Here is a 19,102-nt window from a genome sequence, read left to right as displayed (position 1 = left end):
GCACGACGGGCCCGGCCGCACGGCCGGGCCCGTCGTGCCGGGATGTCTCACTGCTGGTGGGCCACCAGGAAGATGCCGACGTAGTGCACGATGAACGCCGCCAGCGTCAGCGAGTGGAAGACCTCGTGGAAGCCGAACCAGTGCGGTGACGGGTTCGGGCGCTTGATGCCGTAGATGACACCGCCCGCGCTGTAGAGCAGGCCGCCCACGACGACCAGGACGAGCACCGCGACGCCCCCGGCGTGCATGAAGTCGGGCAGGAAGAAGACCGCCGCCCAGCCCATGGCGATGTAGCACGGGGTGTACAGCCAGCGCGGAGCGCCGACCCAGAACACCCGGAAGGCGATACCGGCGGCCGCGGCTCCCCAGATGCCCCACATGAGCGGCCGGCTGGTGGACTGGGGCAGCAGGAGCAGGGTCAGCGGGGTGTAGGTGCCCGCGATGATCAGGAAGATGTTGGCGTGGTCGAGCCTGCGCAGCACGGCCTCGCCGCGCGGGCCCCAGGTCCCGCGGTGGTAGACCGCGCTCACGCCGAAGAGCATGCACGCGCTGAGTATGTAGACCGCGCAGGCCACCCGCGCCCGCGTGCCGTCGGCCAGGGCGATCAGCGTGATTCCGGCGATCACCACCGCGGGGAACATGGCGGCGTGCAGCCATCCGCGCATCCGCGGCTTGACCGGGACGGGGTCGGTGAGCTCGACGGGCCCGGTCGACGCGGAGTCGGCAGAAGTCATGTCCGCATGCTACCTACGCGTCCGTAGGTAGTGAATTCGAGTGGCGATGGTCACTGTGCTCACCTGGGCGGTCCTCTGGACATATGGGCGCGAGCAGCGCAACATCAAATGAGTGCGGTCGGCACCGGATGAGCGCGAGTGTGGAATCGAAGCATCCGGGTCGCAGCCCCCACGGGGCCTCTTCCACAGACACCCACTCCAAGGAGCGATCGTGGCGCGAGACATCGCGGCTCCCCTCACTGTCCCCACCGACCACCCGGAGCTCGTCTCCTGGGTGGCCGAGATCGCAGCCCTCACCGAGCCGGACCGCGTGGTCTGGTGCGACGGTTCCGAGGCCGAGTACGAGCGCCTGTGCGAGGAGCTCGTCGCCAGGGGCACCTTCACCAAGCTCGACCCGGTCAAACGGCCGAACTCGTACTACGCCGCTTCCGACCCGAGCGATGTCGCCCGCGTCGAGGACCGCACCTTCATCTGCTCCGAGAAGGAGGAGGACGCGGGCCCGACCAACCACTGGAAGGCCCCCGCGGAGATGCGGGACGTCTTCACCGGCGAGAACGGTGTCTTCCGCGGCTCCATGCGCGGTCGCACGATGTACGTCGTCCCGTTCTGCATGGGCCCCGTCGGCTCGCCGCTCTCCGCGATCGGCGTCGAGATCACCGACTCCGCCTACGTCGCCGTCTCGATGCGCACCATGACGCGCATGGGGCAGGAGGTCCTCGACGAGCTCGGCACCGACGGCTTCTTCGTGAAGGCGGTCCACACCCTCGGCGCTCCCCTGGCCGAGGGCGAGGAGGACGTTCCGTGGCCGTGCAACTCCACCAAGTACATCTCGCACTTCCCCGAGGACCGCGAGATCTGGTCGTACGGATCCGGCTACGGCGGCAACGCCCTGCTGGGCAAGAAGTGCTACGCCCTGCGCATCGCCTCCGTCATGGCCCGTGACGAGGGCTGGCTCGCCGAGCACATGCTGATCCTCAAGCTCACGCCGCCGCGCGGGGAGAGCAAGTACGTCGCCGCCGCCTTCCCGAGCGCCTGCGGGAAGACCAACCTCGCCATGCTGGAGCCCACGATCTCCGGCTGGACGGTGGAGACCATCGGCGACGACATCGCGTGGATGCGGTTCGGTGAGGACGGCCAGCTGTACGCGATCAACCCGGAGGCCGGCTTCTTCGGCGTCGCGCCCGGCACCGGCGAACACACCAACGCCAACGCCATGAAGACCATGTGGGGCAACTCCGTCTTCACCAACGTCGCGCTCACCGACGACGGCGACGTGTGGTGGGAAGGCATGACCGAGGAGCTCCCCGCACACCTCACGGACTGGAAGGGCAACGACTGGACCCCCGAGTCCGGTACGCCCGCCGCCCACCCCAACGCCCGTTTCACCGTGCCGGCGGGGCAGTGCCCGATCATCGCGCCGGAGTGGGAGGACCCGAAGGGCGTGCCGATCTCGGCCATCCTCTTCGGCGGCCGCCGCGCCTCCGCCGTCCCGCTGGTCACGGAGTCCTTCACCTGGCAGCACGGCGTCTTCCTCGGCGCGAACGTCGCCTCCGAGAAGACCGCCGCCGCCGAGGGCAAGGTCGGCGAGCTGCGCCGCGACCCGTTCGCCATGCTGCCGTTCTGCGGGTACAACATGGGCGACTACATGAAGCACTGGATCGAGGTCGGCGCCGACAAGGCGGACCAGTCGAAGCTCCCGAAGATCTACTACGTGAACTGGTTCCGCAAGAACGAGGCGGGCACGTTCGTGTGGCCCGGCTTCGGCGAGAACAGCCGCGTCCTGAAGTGGATCGTCGAGCGCCTGGAGGGCAAGGCCGAAGGCGTCGAGACGCCGATCGGCATCCTGCCGGCCAAGGGTTCCCTGGACACGGACGGCCTGGACCTCTCCGAGTCCGACCTCGACTTCCTGCTGAACGTCGACAAGGAGGTCTGGCGCGAGGAGGCCGCCCTGATCCCCGAGCACCTCAACACCTTCGGCGACCACACGCCGAAGGAGCTGTGGGACGAGTACCGCGCGCTGGTCCAGCGCCTGGGCTGACCCCGTCCCTCACGGACTCCGCGGCCGGGCCCGAAAGACATCCGCCCTGACCTGTGGGGGTCGACGGCCCGCCGCGGTAAGGCCCCCGGAACCCCTTGTGGTTCCGGGGGCCGCCCTTTCGGGCGGACCACGTGGGGGCACCCGGTCCACGCGCCTTCACGGCCCGGGGACCGGGGCCGTCAGCGGGCGCCCAGGAGGGAGGGCGCGGGTGCGGCGGCGAGGGCCGCGGTGTGGGCGTCCATGGCCTGGGCCGCGAGGATCGCGGCGGCCGTGTCGGCGCGGGACGCCGCCACGACGAGGGCCCGGCCCGCCAGGGCGTGGGCGCGGCGGTGGAGGGCGGCCGGGGACGCGGCGGTCCGTCCCGCGTGCCGGGCGGGCGGTGCGCCGCGGAGGCGGGCCACCTGTTCGGCGATGCGGTCGCCCGTGGTGGCGAGACCCAGCTCGTCGGTGACCGCGAGGAGCGCGGCGAGGTGCCCCGCGAGCTGGATGTCCAGCTCCTCCTCACGGCTGCGGTGCGGGAAGTCGGCGTCGTCGGCCGGTGTGTGGACCGATTTCGCACGGATCGGCTCGTACATGGATGGCCTCCTGGTGGTGCAGTAGGTCCATCCTAGCTTGGATTCAGTCTAAAGTTATGCGCGATCCGGAGTTGGGGTGGTTATGGCTGGCTGTAGCCGTCCAGGAAGTTTCCGATGCGGGTCACGGCGTCCGTCAGATCCTTGGCCGGCGGCAGCGTCACCACCCGGAAGTGATCGGGTTCCGGCCAGTTGAAGCCCGTGCCCTGCACGACCATGATCTTCTCCGCCCGCAGGAGGTCGAGGACCATCTGCCGGTCGTCCTTGATCTTGAAGACCTTGGGGTCGAGCCGGGGGAAGAGGTACAACGCCCCCTTCGGCTTCACACAGGTCACCCCGGGGATCTGCGTCAGCAGGTCGTACGCCACGTCCCGCTGCTCCAGGATGCGCCCGCCCGGCAGCACCAGGTCGTTGATCGACTGCCGCCCGCCGAGCGCGGTGGCCACCGCGTGCTGCGCCGGCATGTTCGCGCACAACCGCATGTTGGCCAGGACCGTCAGGCCCTCGATGTACGAGGAGGCGTGCGCCTTCGGGCCGCAGACCGCCATCCACCCCGAGCGGTATCCCGCGATCCGGTAGTTCTTGGAGAGCCCGTTGAAGGTGAGCACCATCAGGTCGGGTGCGACGGCCGCGGTCGGCGTGTGGGTGGCACCGTCGTACAGGATCCGGTCGTAGATCTCGTCGGAGCAGACGACCAGGTTGTGGCGCCGGGCGATCTCCGTCAGCCCGCGCAGCATCTCGTCGTCGTAGACCGCGCCCGTCGGATTGTTCGGGTTGATGATCACGAGCGCCTTGGTGCGGTCGGTGATCTTCCGCTCGATGTCGGCGAGGTCGGGCATCCAGTCGGCCTGCTCGTCACACCGGTAGTGCACGGCCGTGCCGCCGGCCAGGGAGACCGAGGCCGTCCACAGCGGATAGTCCGGAGCGGGGACGAGCACCTCGTCGCCGTCGTCGAGCAGCGCCTGCATCGACATCTGGATCAGCTCGGAGACGCCGTTGCCCAGATAGACGTCCTCGACGCCGAGGTCGATGCCCTTGGTCTGGTAGTGCTGCATCACCGCCCGGCGGGCGGACAGCAGGCCCTTCGCGTCCCCGTAACCGTGCGCCCCCGACAGGTTGCGCAGTATGTCCTCGAGGATCTCGGGCGGGCACTCGAAGCCGAACGCGGCGGGATTGCCCGTGTTCAGCTTGAGGATGCGGTGACCAGCGGCTTCCAGCCGCATGGCCTCCTCGAGCACGGGGCCGCGGATCTCGTAACAGACGCCGGAGAGCTTGGTGGACTGGATGACCTGCATGTCTGCGAGCTTACGGCCGTGTTTCGCGCGCTGCGCCCCGCTCGCGTGCGCGTTGCTCCCTCCGGGGCCGTACGCGGCGGCGTCCGGTCTTCCATCGGCATGCCGCCCCGGCCGCGTACCGTGAGAACGGCCGGTCGGGGCGGCGCCCGGGCTTGGAAAGCGGGCGTGCCGGGCCGGGCGGGTGAGATGCGCCACGCGTGCCCGGGGCGGATGCCCCGAGCCGTGCCGCCGGCCCTGCCCGGGCGGATGCCGCGAGCCCTGCCCGGCAGTTCACCCGGGCAGGGTGGTTCCCGCCGGGAGTCGTACGCCGAAGTCGTCGGCCAGTACGCGCAGCACCTCCGCCGAGCCGCTCAGCTCGCGTTCCGTGACCGTCCCGTCGTCGGCCGTCTCCACCAGGGTCCGGCCGGACAGCGCGCGGTGCAGACCGGGCAGGGTGCGCTGGGCGTACACCGCCTGCCGGAACGGTGAGCGCGGGTTCGTCGCGATGTGCCAGTTGATGACCTCGAAGTCGGGCTCCTCGAACGGCTCGAGCGTGAACTCGTACTGCGGCTCCCAGGTGCCGCTCTTCTCCGACTGCAGCTCCCACAGTTCCAGCGGACCGTCGTGCGGGGCGTGGACCAGCCGGTGGTGACGGGGGGTGTCGAGCAGCTCCGTGTCCACCACCAGGGGGATCGGCTCCAGCAGCGCCCCGCTCGACCCGAAACCCGTGTCGGCCAGGAACGAGGTGGCAGCGCCCTCCGCGTCCACCTTCATCAGCATGTGGGTGCGCGGCCTGATGTCACCGGGGGCGGCGCCCACCACCACGCGTGCGGCCAGCAGCGTCACCCGGAAACCGAGGTGCGTCAGGGCGGCCGCGAGCAGGGTGTTGTGTTCGTAGCAGTACCCGCCGCGCTCGCTGCGGACGAGCTTGGCCTCCAGATCCGCGAGGGCGAGGGAGGGAGCGTGGCCGAGGACCGGGTCCAGGTTCTCGAAGGGGATGCCCAGCATGTGGGCGCGGTGGACGGACCGCAGTACCTCCGGGGTGGGACGGCGCTCACCGGACCAGCCGATGCGGGCGAAGTAGGCGTCGAGGTCGAAAGTCATGTTCCGACAGTACGCAGACACCTCAGATGTTTCTCAAATGCCGGGAGGTGGCGGCGGGTACGGGGGACGCTGGCCGCATGATCGGTATGAGCAGGACCAGGCCGGAGAAGATCGCGATCGTGCTCCGTGAGTCGGAGGAGCTCGGCGCGGTCCTGCGGGACGCGTTGAGCACCGCTCCCGCCGGCGAGCGGCCCGGCCTCGAACGCGCCCTCGCCCTCGTCGAACGGGCCGCCGCGGTCCCGGACGCCGAACTGCGCGCCCGCTGGGTACGGCAGCGGCTTTCGGCCGCCGGGTACGACGGGCCGGCGGATGCGGTGGAGGCCGTCAGGATCCTCCGCAAGGCCGAACCCGGGCTGAGCCTTCTGTCCGCGGTGACGTACTCCAGGGAGGCGGCCGGCCTGGAGTGAGGGGGCGGACGGCCTCCGGGCGGGCGGAGGGCAGGGCCGCGGCTTGATTGCACCCCTTGTGGCTCCCCTTTTCCGTACGCCAGCATGCGCATGTCAAACCGGAAGAACTCCGGTCACAGACGCATCTGGAGGGGACCCCCACATGAACAAGCCTCTCGTCGGCGCGCTTCTTTCCGCCCTGCTCCTCGGGGCGGGGGCCGCCCCGGCGGCCGCGGCCACAAGCCCGGACGCCGCCGGAATCCGTCCGAAGGCAGCCGATGTCCACGCGAAGAAGGCCGAGGCCGGTACGACGGCGGCCGAAGTCCGGGCGAAGGCGGTCGGCTTCGCCGGCACGGTCGCGCTCAGCAACTGCTCCGGCTCGGTCGTCCGCACCGCCTCGGCGCTCCCCGGCGACCCGGCTCTCGTCCTGTCCAACGGCCACTGCCTGGAGACCGGTTTCCCGGATCCCGGCGAGGTCGTGCTCAACAGGGCGTCGACCCGCAGCTTCACGCTGCTGAACGCGGCGGGCACGGGTGTCGGCACCCTGCGCGCAAGCAAGATCGCGTACGGGACGATGACGGACACCGACGTCTCGCTCTACCAGCTGACCCGTACCTACGCCCAGATCGAGAGCACGTACGGCATCAAGGCCCTGGAACTCAACGCCGCCCGCCCGGTGCAGGGGACGGCGATCACGGTGGTCTCGGGGTACTGGAAGCGCACGTACAGCTGCGGCGTCGACGGGTTCGCCTACCGCCTCAAGGAGGGGGCCTGGACCTGGAAGGACTCGGTCCGCTACACCTCGGCGTGCCAGACCATCGGTGGTACGTCCGGGTCCCCGGTGATCGACGGCGCGACCGGCAAGGTGGTCGCCGTCAACAACACCGGCAACGAGGACGGGCAGCGGTGCACGGACAACAACCCGTGCGAGGTCGACGAGAACGGTGTGGTGACGGTCCGCCAGGGCATCAACTACGCGCAGCAGACGTACGGCATCGTGCCGTGCATCGGCCCCGGCAACCGGATCGACCTGAACCGGACGGGCTGCGCCCTGCCCAAGCCGTAGAGCCGCGAGCGGCCGGGTGAGTGAGCCGGCGGCCCGGCGGCCTCCGGCTCACTCAGGACGACACCCCGGCGGGGAAGGCCTCGCCCGGGCGGCGGCGGGCCCCCGGGTGCGGGGCCCGGCCGTCACGCCGCCGTCCGGCCCGTCCCCCGGACCGCGCGGCCGGCCAGCTCCGAGGTCCGTGCGCCGTCCTGGATGACGAAGCGGCCGTCGATCAGGACGTGCGGGATGCCCACCGGCAGGGTGCGCGGCTCGTCGAACGTCGAGCCCGCCGCCACCGTGTCCGGGTCGAAGAGGACCAGGTCCGCGCGGTAGCCCTCGCGGACGTACCCGCGGTCGGGCAGGCGCAGGCGGGCGGCGGGGCGGGAGGTGAGGTGGGCGACACACTCCTCCAGGCTCAGGATGCCCAGCTCACGCGCGTAGTGACCGAGGTAGTGGGGGAAGGTGCCGTAGGCGCGCGGGTGCGGTTTGTCGCCCTGGAGGATGCCGTCGCTGCCTCCGGTGTGCACGCGGTGGCGCATGATCTGCCGGACGTTCTCCTCGTGGCCCACATGCTGGAGGATCGTCGTGCCGAGCCGGTCCTCGACGAGCAGGCGGCGGGCGGTCACCCACGGCTCCTCACCACGCAGCCGGGCGGACTCGGCGACCGTACGGCCGACGTAGCCGGCCAGTTCGGGTGAGCCGACGCCGGAGATCTCGATCGTGTCCCACTCGATCGGGACGCCGTGGCAGCCGTCGGAGCCCAGGACCTCCATGTGGTGGCGGATCCGCTCCGTCGTCGCCCCGTCCGCGAGCCGGGTCAGGACCGCCCCGGGGCCGCCCTCGCCCGACCAGCTGGGCAGCATCGCCACGAGGGTCGTGCAGCCGGGGGTGTACGGATAGGTGTCGAGGGAGATGTCCGCGCCTGCCGCGAGGGCGTCGTCCAGGAGGGAGAGGAGCTCGGGGGCCCTGCCCTTGTTCACCCCGAAGTTCATGGTGGCGTGGGCGAGATGGAGGGCGCAGCCGGCGTCGCGGGTGAGCTGCACCATCTCCTCGTACGCGGCGAGCGCTCCGGCGCCGTACGAGCGGTGGTGGGGACAGTAGTAGCCGTCGTGAGCCGCCACCACCCGGCAGAGCTCCGTGAGTTCGGCGTCCTTCGCGTACATCCCGGGGGTGTACGTCAGACCGGAGGACATGCCGACCGCGCCCTCGGCCATGCCCTGCGCCACGAGTTCCTTCATCCGCGTCAGCTCGGCGCGGGTGGCGGGCCGGTCCTCCCAGCCCACGGCGAGCATCCGCACCGTGCCCTGGGGGATGAGGTAGGCGGCGTTGACGGCGATGCCCTGGCCGCCGAAGTTGCGGTCGAGGCGGTCCAGGTAGCCGCCGACGGTGCGCCAGTCGAAGTCGATGTCCGAACCGTCGCCGTTCCACCCGGCGATGGAGCGGCGTACCTCGGCGAGGGTGCGGTCGTCGGCGGGGGCGTACGACAGGCCGTCCTGGCCGAGAACTTCCAGGGTCACGCCCTGGGCGGCCTTCGCGCTGTGGTCGGGGTCGCGCAGCAGGGCGAGGTCGCTGTGTGCGTGCATGTCGACGAAGCCGGGGGACAGTGCGAGGCCGTCCGCGTCCAGGGTGCGGGCGGCGGTCGGGCGAGGGCCGTCGCCCTCCCCGCGGATCTCGGTGATCCGGCCGTCCGTGATGCCCACGTCAGCACGGTAGGAGGGGGTGCCGGTGCCGTCGACGACACGGGCGTCGCGGATGACCAGGTCCATGGGATGTCACCTTTCGGGGTGGGGGAGCGGCTCCGCCGGGGTCAGAAGAAGGTGCGGATGTAGTCGCTCACGGTGCCGTCCGCCTCCACCAGCGGGATCAGCTGCCACTTGTCGAAGGAGGTGCAGGGGTGCGAGAGGCCCATGCCGATCCAGTCACCGACCTCCAGCTCCGCACCCTCCTCCGTGCGCACCCAGCCGTGCTGGTCGGACAGTGCGCTGACGGTGATGCCGGTGGCCGGCCGCACCGAGCCGTCGCGTGCGGAGCGGACGACCTGCGCCTCGGGGAGGTCGAGGTCGTACGCGGCGTCGCGCTTGCCCGCGTTGACGAAGGCCTGTCCGGGGGTGGGCCGCGAGACGACCTGGGCCCAGAGGCGGAAGGCGGGCTGCAGCGCACCTTCCTCGGGGACGCGGTTGAAAGGCGTGAGGTGGCGGTAGTGGCCGTCGTCGTGGCTGACGTACGCGCCGGAGCGCAGCAGCTTGCACACGGGCCGGCTCAGCACGGGGATCTCGGCGAAGACATCGGCGACCGCGTCGAACCACGCGCTGCCACCGGCGCTGACCAGGATCTCCTCGCCGTCGCCCAGCGCGGCGAAGCGGCCGGCCGCGTCGAAGTCCGCGGCCAGCGCGACGAGCCGGCGCAGCCACTCCCGTACCCGCTCGGGGGAGGCGTCCGGGACCTCACCCTCGTATCCGGCGACGCCCACCAGGCGCAGGGTGGAGACATCGGCCACCGCGTCGGCGACCGCCGCGCAGTCGGCCTCGGTGCGGGCACCGGTGCGGGCGCCCCGGCCGGCCCCCAGCTCCACCACGACGTCGACGCGGCGTACGGCGCCCGCCGCGCGCAGGGCCTCGTCCATCAGCTCGACACCGCGTACGGAGTCCACGTAGCAGGCGAACGTGAAGTCCGGGTCGGCGTCCAGCTCGCCGGCCAGCCAGCGCAGTGCCGCCGCGTCGACGACCTCGTTGGCCAGGAAGATCCGCCGGATGCCGTGGGCGCGGTACACCCGGGCCTGGTGAGGGACGGCGGCGGTGATGCCCCAGGCGCCGTACTCCAGTTGGCGGGCGAAGAGCTGCGGGGACATCGACGTCTTGCCGTGCGGGGCGAAGACCAGGCCGTGTCGCTCCGCGTACGTCTCCAGCAGGGCGAGGTTGGCCTCGACCGACTCGGCCGAGAGGGCGAGCACGGGGGTGGTGAAGCCGCCGGTGAAGAGGTTGCGGCGCTCGGCCGCCAGGGCGCCTACGGTCAGCCCCTCCGCGTCGGGCGGCAACGCCTTGAAACGGTGGTCGACCACGTCACCGGCGAGTGCCGTCACGGGCTGTTCGGCGGGCTGCTGGGCGGCCAAGGGATCCTCCTCGGGGATGAGCTCGTTGCATTCTCTGCAACGACCATTGCGCATATCGCTTAACGCTGTCTAACATCCGAGCCGATGCCGGGTCAATGGTGAGCACCGGCGCCCACGGCCGACCACGAGGAGCCCAGAGTGCCCGGATCCGCAGCCAGGACAACCACCGCGGACGTCGTCTGCCTCGGTGAGTCCATGGTGACGTTCCTGCCCTCGCGGCCCGGCCGCCTCGCCGACGTCCCGGCCTTCTCCCGCGGGATCGGCGGTGCCGAGTCCAACGTCGCCTGCGCCCTGGCCGCCTCCGGCCACCGGGCGAAATGGGTCGGCCGGGTCGGCGCGGACGGCTTCGGGGACCACCTCGTCGACGCGATCGCCGGATACGGGGTCGACACCTCCGCCGTACGCCGAGATCCGCACCGCCCCACCGGCATCTACTTCCGCACCGCCACGGACCGCGCCACCGACACCCACGAGGTCGCCTACTACCGGGCGGGATCCGCCGCCTCCGCGATGTCCCCGCACAACGCCCCGTACGAGGACCTGCTCACCGGCCGTGTCCTGCACCTGTCCGGCATCACGGCCGCGCTCTCCGCGGACTGCCTGGCCCTGCTCCACGACCTGACCGCCCCCCGCGAGGGCCGCCCGCTGATCTCCTTCGACGTGAACCACCGCCCCGGCCTGTGGCAGGCCGGCGACGCGGGCCCCGAGGTGCTGCTCGACCTGGCCCGCCGGAGCGACCTCGTCTTCGTCGGTGAGGACGAGGCGGAGGAGGCCTGGGGCGTGCACGGCACCGAGGCGATCCGTACCGCCCTGCCGGAACCCGAGGTCCTCGTCGTGAAGCGGGGCGCGGACGGGGCGACGGTCTTCTCCCGGACCGCCGGCAGCCAGGCCGACACCGTCACGACCGTCCCCTCCCTCCACGTCGACGTCGTCGCCGCCGTCGGCGCGGGTGACGCCTTCGCCGCCGGGTTCCTCTCCGCCACCCTGCGCGGCCTGCCCGTGCGGGACCGGGCCCGGCACGGCCACCTCATGGCAGCCGCCGTCCTCACCGTCCCCGGCGACCTCACCGCGCCCCCGGCCCGCGCCCACGCCGACCGCCTCGCGGCACTGGACGACACCGCCTGGGAGACACTTCGTCTCGGCCCCGGCTGGACAGCGGCCGGACAGGCACCCGAGGAGGTACGAGTCACATGAGCCAGACCGTCGACCGCGCGCTGAGCATCCTGCCGCTGCTCGCCCAGGGACCGGCCGATCTCGGCCAGGTCGCCGAGCGGCTCGGCGTCCACAAGTCCACGGCGCTGCGCCTGCTCCGTACGCTCCACGAGCACGGACTCGTCTACCGCCAGCAGGACCAGCGCTACCGCCTCGGCGCCCGGCTCTTCGCGCTCGCGCAGGAGGCCGTCGAGAACCTCGACGTGCGCGAGATCGCCCACACCCACCTCGTCGAGCTCAACGAGCAGTGCGGGCACACCGTCCACCTCGCGGTGTACGAGGAGAACGAGGTCCTCTACATCGACAAGGTCGAGAGCCGCTATCCCGTGAGGATGTACTCGCGGATCGGCAAGCCCGTCGCGATCACCGTCGCCGCGGTCGCCAAGCTGCTCCTGGCCGACCTGACCGAGCCGGAGCGGCGCGCGATCGCCGACAAGCTCGACTACCCCATGTACACGTCCCGTTCGGTCCCGAACGCCGGCGCGTTCCTCAGGGAGCTCGCCGCCGTACGCGAACAGGGCTGGGCCACCGACCTCGGCGGCCACGAGGAGTCCATCAACTGCGTCGGCGCCCCCATCCGGGGCGCGGACGGGCGGGTCGTCGCCGCCATGTCGGTGTCCGCACCGAACGTGGTCGTCACGGCCGAGGAACTCCTCACCCTGCTCCCGCTGGTGCGCCGCACAGCGGACACCATCAGCCGGGAGTACTCCGGCACCCCCACCAAGAAAGCCTGAACCACCATGACCGAGAAGACCGCCCTCACCCCCAGCACCCACACCGCCCCGCCCGCGAAGTTCTCGCACGGCGTGAAGAAGGGCAACATCCTCCAGGTCGCCGGTCAGGTCGGCTTCCTGCCCGCCGTGGAGGGCCAGGCCCCCACCCCGGCCGGCCCGACGCTGCGCGAGCAGACCCTGCAGACCTTCGCCAACGTCAAGGCGATCCTGGAGGAGGGCGGCGCGAGCTGGGACGACGTGATGATGATGCGCGTCTACCTCACGGACGTCGACCACTTCGCCGAGATGAACGCCATCTACAACGAGTACTTCGAGGAGCAGGGCCTCACGGCCCCCGCCTCGGCCCGTACGACGGTGTACGTCGGCCTGCCCCAGGGACTGCTCATCGAGATCGACGCCCTCGCGGTCCTCGGCTGACCACCTGATCCCCTGAGCCGGTGATCCCAGAGCCCCTCCGGCGGCTGGGACGGCCGGCTCCCCCCACCGCTCGTCCCACGGCACGGCGCCCCACCCCACTCGCACGGGGGCGCCGTGCCGCGCTCCCCCCTGCCCCGAAGGACCCCCTGCCACCACCGGAGTGACCGCTCATGCTGCTCGCCGCCGCCCCCGCCCCCGCCCCCGAGGCGCCACCCCACACCGGTGGACTGCTCCTCCTGATCGGCGGTACCCCCGGTCTGCTGACCGTCGCCGCCCTGGGGATCGCACTCCTGCTCCTCCTGATCATCAAGGTCAGGCTGCAGCCGTTCGTCGCGCTGCTCGCCGTGTCCATAGCCGTCGGCCTGGGTGCCGGACTCTCCGTCACCGAACTCTTCGGCACGGTCCAGAAGTCCGCCGCCGTCTCCGTCATCGAGTCCGGCATGGGCGGCATCCTCGGGCACGTCGCGATCATCATCGGCCTCGGCACGATGCTCGGCGCGATCCTGGAGGTCTCCGGCGGCGCCGAGGTACTGAGCGCCCGCCTGCTGAATCTCTTCGGCGAGAAGCGAGCCCCGCTCGCCATGGGCCTCACCGGCCTCATCTTCGGCATCCCGGTCTTCTTCGACGTCGGCATCTTCGTCCTCGCGCCGATCGTGTACGCGGCCGCCAAGCGCTCCGGCAAGTCGATCGTCCTGTACGCGATGCCGCTGCTGGCCGGCCTCTCGATGACGCACGCGTTCCTGCCACCGCACCCCGGACCGGTCGCCGCCGCAGGCCTCTTCAACGTCTCGCTCGGCTGGGTCATCCTGATGGGCGCCGTCGTCGGCATCCCGTCCGTCCTCGCCGCCTGGGCCTACGCCGCCTGGGTCGGCAAGCGCATCTTCGTCGACGTCCCGCAGGACATGGTCGAGGCGGCCGAGGAGTCCAAGGCCGCGGTCGTCGCCGAGCAGCGCGCCGCCGGTGTCACCCCGCACGAGCAGCCCGTCGCGCTCGGCACCGTACTCGCGATCATCGGTACACCGCTGATCCTCATCCTCGCCGCGACGTTCTCGTCCATCGCGCTGGACCCCTCCACCCTGCGCTCCGTCATCGAGTTCTTCGGCAACCCCTTCGTCGCGCTGACCATCGCCCTGCTGCTCGCCTACTACCTGCTGGGCATCCGGCGCGGCTGGTCCCGCAAGTCCCTCGAGTCGGTCTCCACGGCCTCGCTGAAGCCCGTCGGCAACATCCTGCTGGTCGTCGGCGCGGGCGGGATCTTCGGAGCCGTGCTCAAGGGAAGCGGCATCGCCGACGCGCTCGCCGACACGTTCAACGACGTCGGCCTGCCGGTCATCCTGCTCGCCTGGCTGATCTCCGTCGTCCTGCGGGTCGCACAGGGCTCGGCGACGGTCGCGATCGTGACCACCGCCGGCATCGTCGTCCCGCTCGTCGAGGGCCAGGGCATGTCGCAGGCCCACCTCGCGCTGATCATCATGGCGATCTCGGCGGGCTCCATCTTCGCGTCGCACGTCAACGACGGCGGGTTCTGGATGGTCTCGAAGTACTTCGGGATCTCCGAGCGGGACACCCTCAAGACCTGGACGGTCCTGGAGACGGTCCTCTCGGTGGCCGGCTTCGTGGTCGCCGCCGCGCTGAGCCTGGTGATCTAGGCCGCGCTCGTCCCGGACCGCTCGCGGGCGTCCGGGACACGCGGGTCCTTGCGCCGCGCCCTCTTGTGCGCCGCCTCACTTTGCGCTTCGTTGATCGGCATGGCGGAGACAAGCGGAACCACAGGGTCAGGAACCGGGCCGGCAACCGGGCCAGGAGACGGAGTGGAACCCGGGCCGAAGGCGACGGCCGGGGCAGGGGCGGGAGCGGGGGCGGCCGAGGCCGGCGCCGCCCCGCCACGCAAGCCCAGCTGGTCCTACATCGGCCCCGGCATCGTCGTCGCCGCGACCGGCGTCGGTGCCGGCGACCTGGTCGCGACGCTCATCGCGGGCAGCAAGTTCGGCTACACCCTCATGTGGGCGGCCGTGATCGGCTGCCTGGTCAAGATCTCCCTCGCCGAGGCGGTCGGCCGCTGGCACCTCGCCACCGGCCGCACCCTGTTCGACGGCTGGCGCAGTCTCGGCGGATGGACCACGGTCTACTTCGCGGTGTACGTCGTCATCTGGGGATTCGTCTACGGCGCGACGGCCATGTCCTCCAGCGCCCTGCCCATCGTGGCGCTCTTCCCCGACGGCCCGGGGCTGAAGACCTGGGCGATCGTCACGGGGCTGGTCGGCCTCGTCTTCGTGTGGTTCAACCAGTACGCCGTCTTCGAGAAGGTCATGACGGTCCTGGTCGGCGTGATGTTCGTCGTCGTGGTCTACGTCGCCGCCCGCGTGGTGCCGGACGTCGGCGCCTCGTTCGCGGGGCTGCTCCCCGTGCTCCCGGACGGTTCCCTCATCTACACGCTCGGCCTGATCGGCGGGGTCGGCGGCACGATCACCATGGCGGCGTACGGGTACTGGGTGAACGCCAAGGGCTGGTCCGACTCGTCCTGGATGAAGGTCATGCGGCTCGACAACCGGGTCGCCTACATCACCACCGGCATCTTCGTCGTCGCGATGCTCGTCGTCGGCGCCGAGCTGCTGCACGCCTCCCACCTCGCCCTGACCAAGGGGGACCGGGGACTGATCGACCTCGGGCAGATCCTGGAGGACCGCTTCGGCGCCGCCACCGCGAAACTCTTCCTCGTCGGCTTCTTCGCCACGTCCTTCTCGTCACTCATCGGCGTGTGGCACGGCGTGAGCCTGATGTTCGCCGACTTCGTCGAGCGGATGCGCGCGGCCCGCCGCTCCGAGGACACGGGGCAGGCGGGAAGCGCGGCGGTCGGCCGTCAGGAGCGGTCGGTGCCCTTCCGGGCGTACCTGCTGTGGCTGACCTTCCCGCCGATGACGCTGCTCTGGCTCGACGAGCCGTTCGGCCTGGTCATCGGCTACGGAGTCCTCGGCGCGTTCTTCATGCCGTTCCTGTCCCTGACCCTGCTGCGGCTGCTCAACTCCTCCCGCACGCCCCAGCAGTGGCGTAACGGATGGCTCAGCAACGGGATGCTCGGCGCGGCGGGCCTGTTGTTCGTCGTGCTCTGCGTCCAGCAGGTGCGCGAGCTGCCCTGGTGACCCGCGTGCGGGGGCCGGTCCCGTCCCGGTGACCTGCGACCGGCCCCTGCCCTGCCCCGGTGTCCCGGAGCGGGGCCGGGAACGCCGGCAGCGCCGCCGGGGGAGCGGCGGCGCTGTCGGGCTTCAGGTCCTCAGTGACACCGAGGGCCCGCGGTTACGGAAGGCCGTGGACGTGCGGGCCGACGGCGTTCGACCAGGCGTTGCCCGCCGTGGCGTCCCAGTTCGTGGACCAGGTCATCGCACCGCGCAGGTCCGGGTACGTCCTGGAGGGCTTGAACGAACCGCAGCCGGTGCCCTTGGCCAGGCAGTCCAGGGCCGCGTTCACGACGGACGGGGCGACGTAACCGCTGCCCGCGCCGCGGGTGGAGGCCGGGACACCGAGACCGACCTGGGACGGGGCGAGGCCGCCCTCCAGCTGGATGCAGGCGAGCGCGGTGAGGAAGTCCACCGACCCCTGCGAGTAGACCTTGCCGTCGCAGCCGAGCATCGAGCCGCTGTTGTAGTACTGCATGTTGACGACGGCCAGGATGTCCTTGATGTTGAGCGCCGTCTTGAAGTACTCACCGGACGTGGACTGCATGTCGATGGTCTGCGGGGCCATCGTGATGACCAGGCCGGAGCCCACCTTCGACGACAGCGAGCGCAGCGCCTTCGTCATGTACGTGGAGTTGAGGCCGTTCTCGAGGTCGATGTCGACCCCGTTGAAGCCGTACTCCTGGATGAGCGCGTGGACCGAGTCGGCGAAGGCGGCGGCCGACGCGTCGCTGTTGACGGAGATGGTCCCCTTCTCACCGCCGATGGAGATGATGACGTTCTTGCCGGCTGCCTGCTTGGCCTTGATGTCGGCCTTGAACTGCGTGACGGTGTAGCCGTTCAGGCCCGCCGAGTCCAGGGTGAAGCTGACCGCACCCGGTGTGGTCGTGGCGTCCGCGAAGGACACGGCGATGATGTCGTAGTTCGCGGGTACGTCGCTGAGCTTCTGGACTGTCGCGCCGTTGTTGAAGTTCTGCCAGTAACCGGTCACCGCGTGCTTGGGCACGGAGGTCACCGGGCCGGGGCCGGGGGTGTCCGACTTGGCCGTGCGCCCGCTGACCGCGGCGGACTTGACCGACTCGCCGGCGGCGTTGGTGGCGCTGACCGTGAACTGGTACGCCGTGTCGGCGGCCAGACCGGTCACCGTGGCGGACGTGCCGGTCGAGGTGGTCGCCTTCACGCCGTTCCGGTAGACGGTGTAGCCGGTGGCGCCGGAGACGGCGTTCCAGGAGAGGGCCACGGAGGAGGACGTCGTGGTGCCGACGGCCAGGCCGCCGGGGGCGCCGGGAACGGCGGGGCCGGGCTCCTCCGTGCCGCCGCCGCCGTCAGGGCCGGTGACCGAGACGTCGTCCACGAGGTAGGCCGCCTGGCCGTACCAGCCGTGGGTGTAGACGGTCACCGATGTGGTGGAGGCGCCGGTGGTGAAGCTGGTCCTCAGCTGCGTCCAGCCGCTGGAGCCGGGGGTCCAGGTGGAGACGTCCGTCGTTCCGGTGCCGCTCGCGCCGAGGTAGGCGTAACCGCCCTGCACCCAGGAGCTGAGTGTGTACGTGGAGCCCGGCTTCACCGCCACGGTCTGCGTGCACTTGGCGTTGTCCTGTCCGGCCGGGGTGGCCCGGAGCGCGGAGGAGCCGGCGTGCACGGGGGAGGAGACGGTGGCTCCGCTGCCGCCGGAACAGGTCCAGTTGGCGAGGCCGGACTCGAATCCGGCGTTCTTGGCGACGTTGACGTCGGCCGCTTCCGCGGTGCTGACGAGCCCGGTGACGGACAGGGCTCCGGCCGCGACCACGGCGACGGCTCCGCCGAGGAGGGGCCGGGTGCGGCGACTTCTGTGTCTGCTGCCTGCGGAGCGTTCCACTTGCTGCCTCCGGTGGGGGAGTTGGGGGTGCTGGCGGGGAACGGTGGCCACCGTTGGGCGATAAACTGGTCCAGACCAATAGAGTTGTCAAGACCTCTGGCGGGGCGGATGCGTCCGGGGAGGCCGGTCGCCGGCCCGCCGGAGGTGCGGCGGGTGCCGGTTCAGCCCCTCGGGCATGCACTCGCGCGAGTGAGTTGCCGTGGCGTCCGCGCGAATATCCGGATCGTTACGGAGTGAGCGGGAAGCGGATATCGCACTCAGGGCGGGAAGGCCGACGACGAGCCGCCCTGACATGCGCGAATGAATAGCGGCGACCGTTAAACCTCACCCCTTGAGGTAACCCTGCGCAGTGGTACAGGAGTTAACCAGCTCGCTTTTCGTCCCATTTCGCACGGAGGCGTTACGAACGCCCGCGCCGGACGTTGCGGTACTGGACTCCGCTATCTGTTCTCTGCCTGGTAGGACGTGGCTAAAGTGCTGAGGAAGAAGCACGGAGCAGGGAGCGATTGCGGCCGGAGTCACCACGACTGCGGCCGGAGCCGAACGGGGAAGAGCGTGCCGACCGCAATAGCAGTGACGAGTGCTGATCTGGTGCTGCCGCCGACCGATCAGCAGACCCCGACGGCGGCCCTGTTGCAGGCTCCCGACGCCCAGACCCTGGATCTCGCGATCGGTGACATGAACCTGCTCCTGGAGCAGCACGGCCATGTCGTCGTCGTCTACCCGTCGGGGATCACCCAGGCGCACGAACGCCGCCTGCACGCCATCCGCTCCGTCATGGAGAGCGACCGCATCGCCCTGCTCAAGGTGGATCTGCCCCCGCTCGGCGTGGCCGTGCTGGTGCGTCAGCTGCGCCAGCTCTCCATCTGCGACTTCAGCCCCGGCGTGGTGGCGTCGGCGGCCCGCCTGCTCACCCACTACATCCACGCGGGCGCCCTGCTGAACTCGGTCGCCAGACTCGACCTGGTGCCCGTCAGCCTGAAGACGCACGCCACGTCGTGGGTGCCGGGCTCCCAGTTCGCCGTACTCGCCGGCCCCAGCCCACAACTCGTGAAGATCGGACCGGCCGTCGAGCCGCCGGGCGGTCCGGAGTTCGGCACCCACCTGCTGGTCGCCAAGGGCCAGTTGACGTCCGAATGGGTACAGCAGACCCTGGCTCCCGCCTGGAAGGTTCAGGCCATTCACGAATGCGCGCTGCCTTCCGGTTCGCCACGGTGGTGGGGAACCGGGAAGCTGGTGGAATTCGCCTCGTATCTGCCGGACATCTCGGTGATCTACCAGCTCGTTTCCTCCGTGCGGCGGGAGAGCTGCCACTGGTGCGGAATGGAACTCATCGGTGATCGCTGCGGGTTCTGCTCCTCCCCTCTGGCTCCGCCCGAGAACCGAATGCGCTCCGCGAGTGTCCTGACCCATGGAGCGGCCGCGCCACCGGGCTCCTAGCGCCCCGGG

At 70.8% G+C, this 19,102-nt stretch carries 16 protein-coding genes; 9 read left to right on the top strand and 7 right to left on the bottom strand.

Features of this window, described 5'->3' with window-relative positions; translation table 11 throughout:
* Positions 1-47: 47 nt before the first annotated feature.
* Complete coding sequence (locus QFZ58_RS13970) at positions 48-734, bottom strand: hemolysin III family protein (RefSeq protein WP_307125256.1); 687 nt, start codon at positions 732-734, stop codon at positions 48-50.
* A gap of 211 nt (positions 735-945) precedes the next feature.
* Here QFZ58_RS13970 and QFZ58_RS13965 point away from each other — a divergent pair, with 211 nt between their 5' ends.
* The gene (locus QFZ58_RS13965; RefSeq protein WP_307125255.1) at positions 946-2,772 is read left to right on the top strand and encodes a phosphoenolpyruvate carboxykinase (GTP); all 1,827 of its coding nucleotides are present in this window, start codon (positions 946-948) and stop codon (positions 2,770-2,772) included.
* A 179-nt stretch (positions 2,773-2,951) separates the two neighbouring features.
* On the opposite strand, the gene QFZ58_RS13960 is transcribed toward QFZ58_RS13965, so the two are convergent.
* The 3 genes from QFZ58_RS13960 to QFZ58_RS13950 all read right to left on the bottom strand — a co-directional run bounded on the left by QFZ58_RS13960 (position 2,952) and on the right by QFZ58_RS13950 (position 5,722).
* Positions 2,952-3,347: a hypothetical protein gene (locus QFZ58_RS13960; protein ID WP_307125254.1), complete on the bottom strand. Its 396-nt coding sequence runs from the start codon at positions 3,345-3,347 to the stop codon at positions 2,952-2,954.
* 80 nt (positions 3,348-3,427) lie between these two features.
* On the bottom strand, positions 3,428-4,639 hold the full coding sequence (locus QFZ58_RS13955) for a pyridoxal phosphate-dependent aminotransferase (RefSeq protein ID WP_307125253.1): 1,212 nt from the start codon (positions 4,637-4,639) through the stop codon (positions 3,428-3,430).
* A gap of 270 nt (positions 4,640-4,909) precedes the next feature.
* Entirely contained in the window at positions 4,910-5,722 is an 813-nt protein-coding gene (locus QFZ58_RS13950) for an arylamine N-acetyltransferase (RefSeq protein WP_307125252.1), read from the bottom strand.
* A 77-nt stretch (positions 5,723-5,799) separates the two neighbouring features.
* Between QFZ58_RS13950 and QFZ58_RS13945 the strand changes: the two genes are divergently transcribed.
* Together QFZ58_RS13945 and QFZ58_RS13940 are read left to right on the top strand one after the other, a co-directional pair.
* Positions 5,800-6,129: a hypothetical protein gene (locus QFZ58_RS13945; RefSeq protein ID WP_373428547.1), complete on the top strand. Its 330-nt coding sequence runs from the start codon at positions 5,800-5,802 to the stop codon at positions 6,127-6,129.
* 142 nt (positions 6,130-6,271) lie between these two features.
* Positions 6,272-7,174, top strand: coding sequence for a serine protease (locus QFZ58_RS13940; RefSeq protein ID WP_307125251.1), 903 nt, complete (start codon positions 6,272-6,274; stop codon positions 7,172-7,174).
* A gap of 122 nt (positions 7,175-7,296) precedes the next feature.
* On the opposite strand, the gene QFZ58_RS13935 is transcribed toward QFZ58_RS13940, so the two are convergent.
* Together QFZ58_RS13935 and QFZ58_RS13930 are read right to left on the bottom strand one after the other, a co-directional pair.
* Positions 7,297-8,919 carry an amidohydrolase family protein gene (locus QFZ58_RS13935; RefSeq protein ID WP_307125250.1) on the bottom strand — a complete coding sequence of 541 codons (1,623 nt, stop codon included), beginning with the start codon at positions 8,917-8,919 and terminating at the stop codon, positions 7,297-7,299.
* A 41-nt stretch (positions 8,920-8,960) separates the two neighbouring features.
* The gene (locus QFZ58_RS13930; protein WP_307125249.1) at positions 8,961-10,262 is read right to left on the bottom strand and encodes an alanine racemase; all 1,302 of its coding nucleotides are present in this window, start codon (positions 10,260-10,262) and stop codon (positions 8,961-8,963) included.
* Between the two features lie 138 nt (positions 10,263-10,400).
* Between QFZ58_RS13930 and QFZ58_RS13925 the strand changes: the two genes are divergently transcribed.
* The 5 genes from QFZ58_RS13925 (at position 10,401) to QFZ58_RS13905 (ending at position 15,765) form a co-directional block, all read left to right on the top strand.
* Positions 10,401-11,456, top strand: coding sequence for a sugar kinase (locus QFZ58_RS13925; protein WP_307125248.1), 1,056 nt, complete (start codon positions 10,401-10,403; stop codon positions 11,454-11,456).
* The gene (locus QFZ58_RS13920; RefSeq protein WP_307125247.1) at positions 11,453-12,208 is read left to right on the top strand and encodes an IclR family transcriptional regulator; all 756 of its coding nucleotides are present in this window, start codon (positions 11,453-11,455) and stop codon (positions 12,206-12,208) included. Before QFZ58_RS13925 ends, QFZ58_RS13920 begins: the two co-directional genes overlap by 4 nt.
* Positions 12,209-12,214: 6 nt before the next feature.
* Positions 12,215-12,625 carry a RidA family protein gene (locus QFZ58_RS13915; RefSeq protein ID WP_307125246.1) on the top strand — a complete coding sequence of 137 codons (411 nt, stop codon included), beginning with the start codon at positions 12,215-12,217 and terminating at the stop codon, positions 12,623-12,625.
* 170 nt (positions 12,626-12,795) lie between these two features.
* Entirely contained in the window at positions 12,796-14,274 is a 1,479-nt protein-coding gene (locus tag QFZ58_RS13910) for a GntP family permease (RefSeq protein ID WP_307125245.1), read from the top strand.
* Positions 14,275-14,373: 99 nt separating this feature from the next.
* The gene (locus QFZ58_RS13905) at positions 14,374-15,765 is read left to right on the top strand and encodes an Nramp family divalent metal transporter (RefSeq protein ID WP_307125244.1); all 1,392 of its coding nucleotides are present in this window, start codon (positions 14,374-14,376) and stop codon (positions 15,763-15,765) included.
* Positions 15,766-15,919: 154 nt separating this feature from the next.
* Here QFZ58_RS13905 and QFZ58_RS13900 read toward each other — a convergent pair whose 3' ends face one another.
* Positions 15,920-17,653, bottom strand: coding sequence for a chitinase (locus tag QFZ58_RS13900; protein ID WP_307125243.1), 1,734 nt, complete (start codon positions 17,651-17,653; stop codon positions 15,920-15,922).
* A gap of 573 nt (positions 17,654-18,226) precedes the next feature.
* Between QFZ58_RS13900 and QFZ58_RS13895 the strand changes: the two genes are divergently transcribed.
* A complete protein-coding gene (locus QFZ58_RS13895; protein ID WP_307125242.1) occupies positions 18,227-19,093 on the top strand; it encodes a hypothetical protein in 867 nt (288 codons plus the stop codon).
* Positions 19,094-19,102: the final 9 nt, after the last annotated feature.

The sequence above is a fragment of the Streptomyces sp. B1I3 genome, assembly GCF_030816615.1.
In the GTDB taxonomy this organism is placed as follows: Bacteria; Actinomycetota; Actinomycetes; order Streptomycetales; family Streptomycetaceae; genus Streptomyces.
Note: the sequence above shows the minus strand (reverse complement) of the source record. Positions and strands in the feature narration are given on the sequence as shown.

Bases quoted from the DNA above. Each gene is read 5' to 3' on its own strand.
- QFZ58_RS13970 (WP_307125256.1), bottom strand. From the start codon at position 734: ATGACTTCTGCCGACTCCGCGTCGACCGGGCCCGTCGAGCTCACCGAC.
- QFZ58_RS13960 (WP_307125254.1), bottom strand. From the start codon at position 3,347: ATGTACGAGCCGATCCGTGCGAAATCGGTCCACACACCGGCCGACGAC.
- QFZ58_RS13955 (WP_307125253.1), bottom strand. From the start codon at position 4,639: ATGCAGGTCATCCAGTCCACCAAGCTCTCCGGCGTCTGTTACGAGATC.
- QFZ58_RS13950 (WP_307125252.1), bottom strand. From the start codon at position 5,722: ATGACTTTCGACCTCGACGCCTACTTCGCCCGCATCGGCTGGTCCGGT.
- QFZ58_RS13945 (WP_373428547.1), top strand. From the start codon at position 5,800: ATGATCGGTATGAGCAGGACCAGGCCGGAGAAGATCGCGATCGTGCTC.
- QFZ58_RS13940 (WP_307125251.1), top strand. From the start codon at position 6,272: ATGAACAAGCCTCTCGTCGGCGCGCTTCTTTCCGCCCTGCTCCTCGGG.
- QFZ58_RS13935 (WP_307125250.1), bottom strand. From the start codon at position 8,919: ATGGACCTGGTCATCCGCGACGCCCGTGTCGTCGACGGCACCGGCACC.
- QFZ58_RS13920 (WP_307125247.1), top strand. From the start codon at position 11,453: ATGAGCCAGACCGTCGACCGCGCGCTGAGCATCCTGCCGCTGCTCGCC.
- QFZ58_RS13915 (WP_307125246.1), top strand. From the start codon at position 12,215: ATGACCGAGAAGACCGCCCTCACCCCCAGCACCCACACCGCCCCGCCC.
- QFZ58_RS13910 (WP_307125245.1), top strand. From the start codon at position 12,796: ATGCTGCTCGCCGCCGCCCCCGCCCCCGCCCCCGAGGCGCCACCCCAC.
- QFZ58_RS13905 (WP_307125244.1), top strand. From the start codon at position 14,374: ATGGCGGAGACAAGCGGAACCACAGGGTCAGGAACCGGGCCGGCAACC.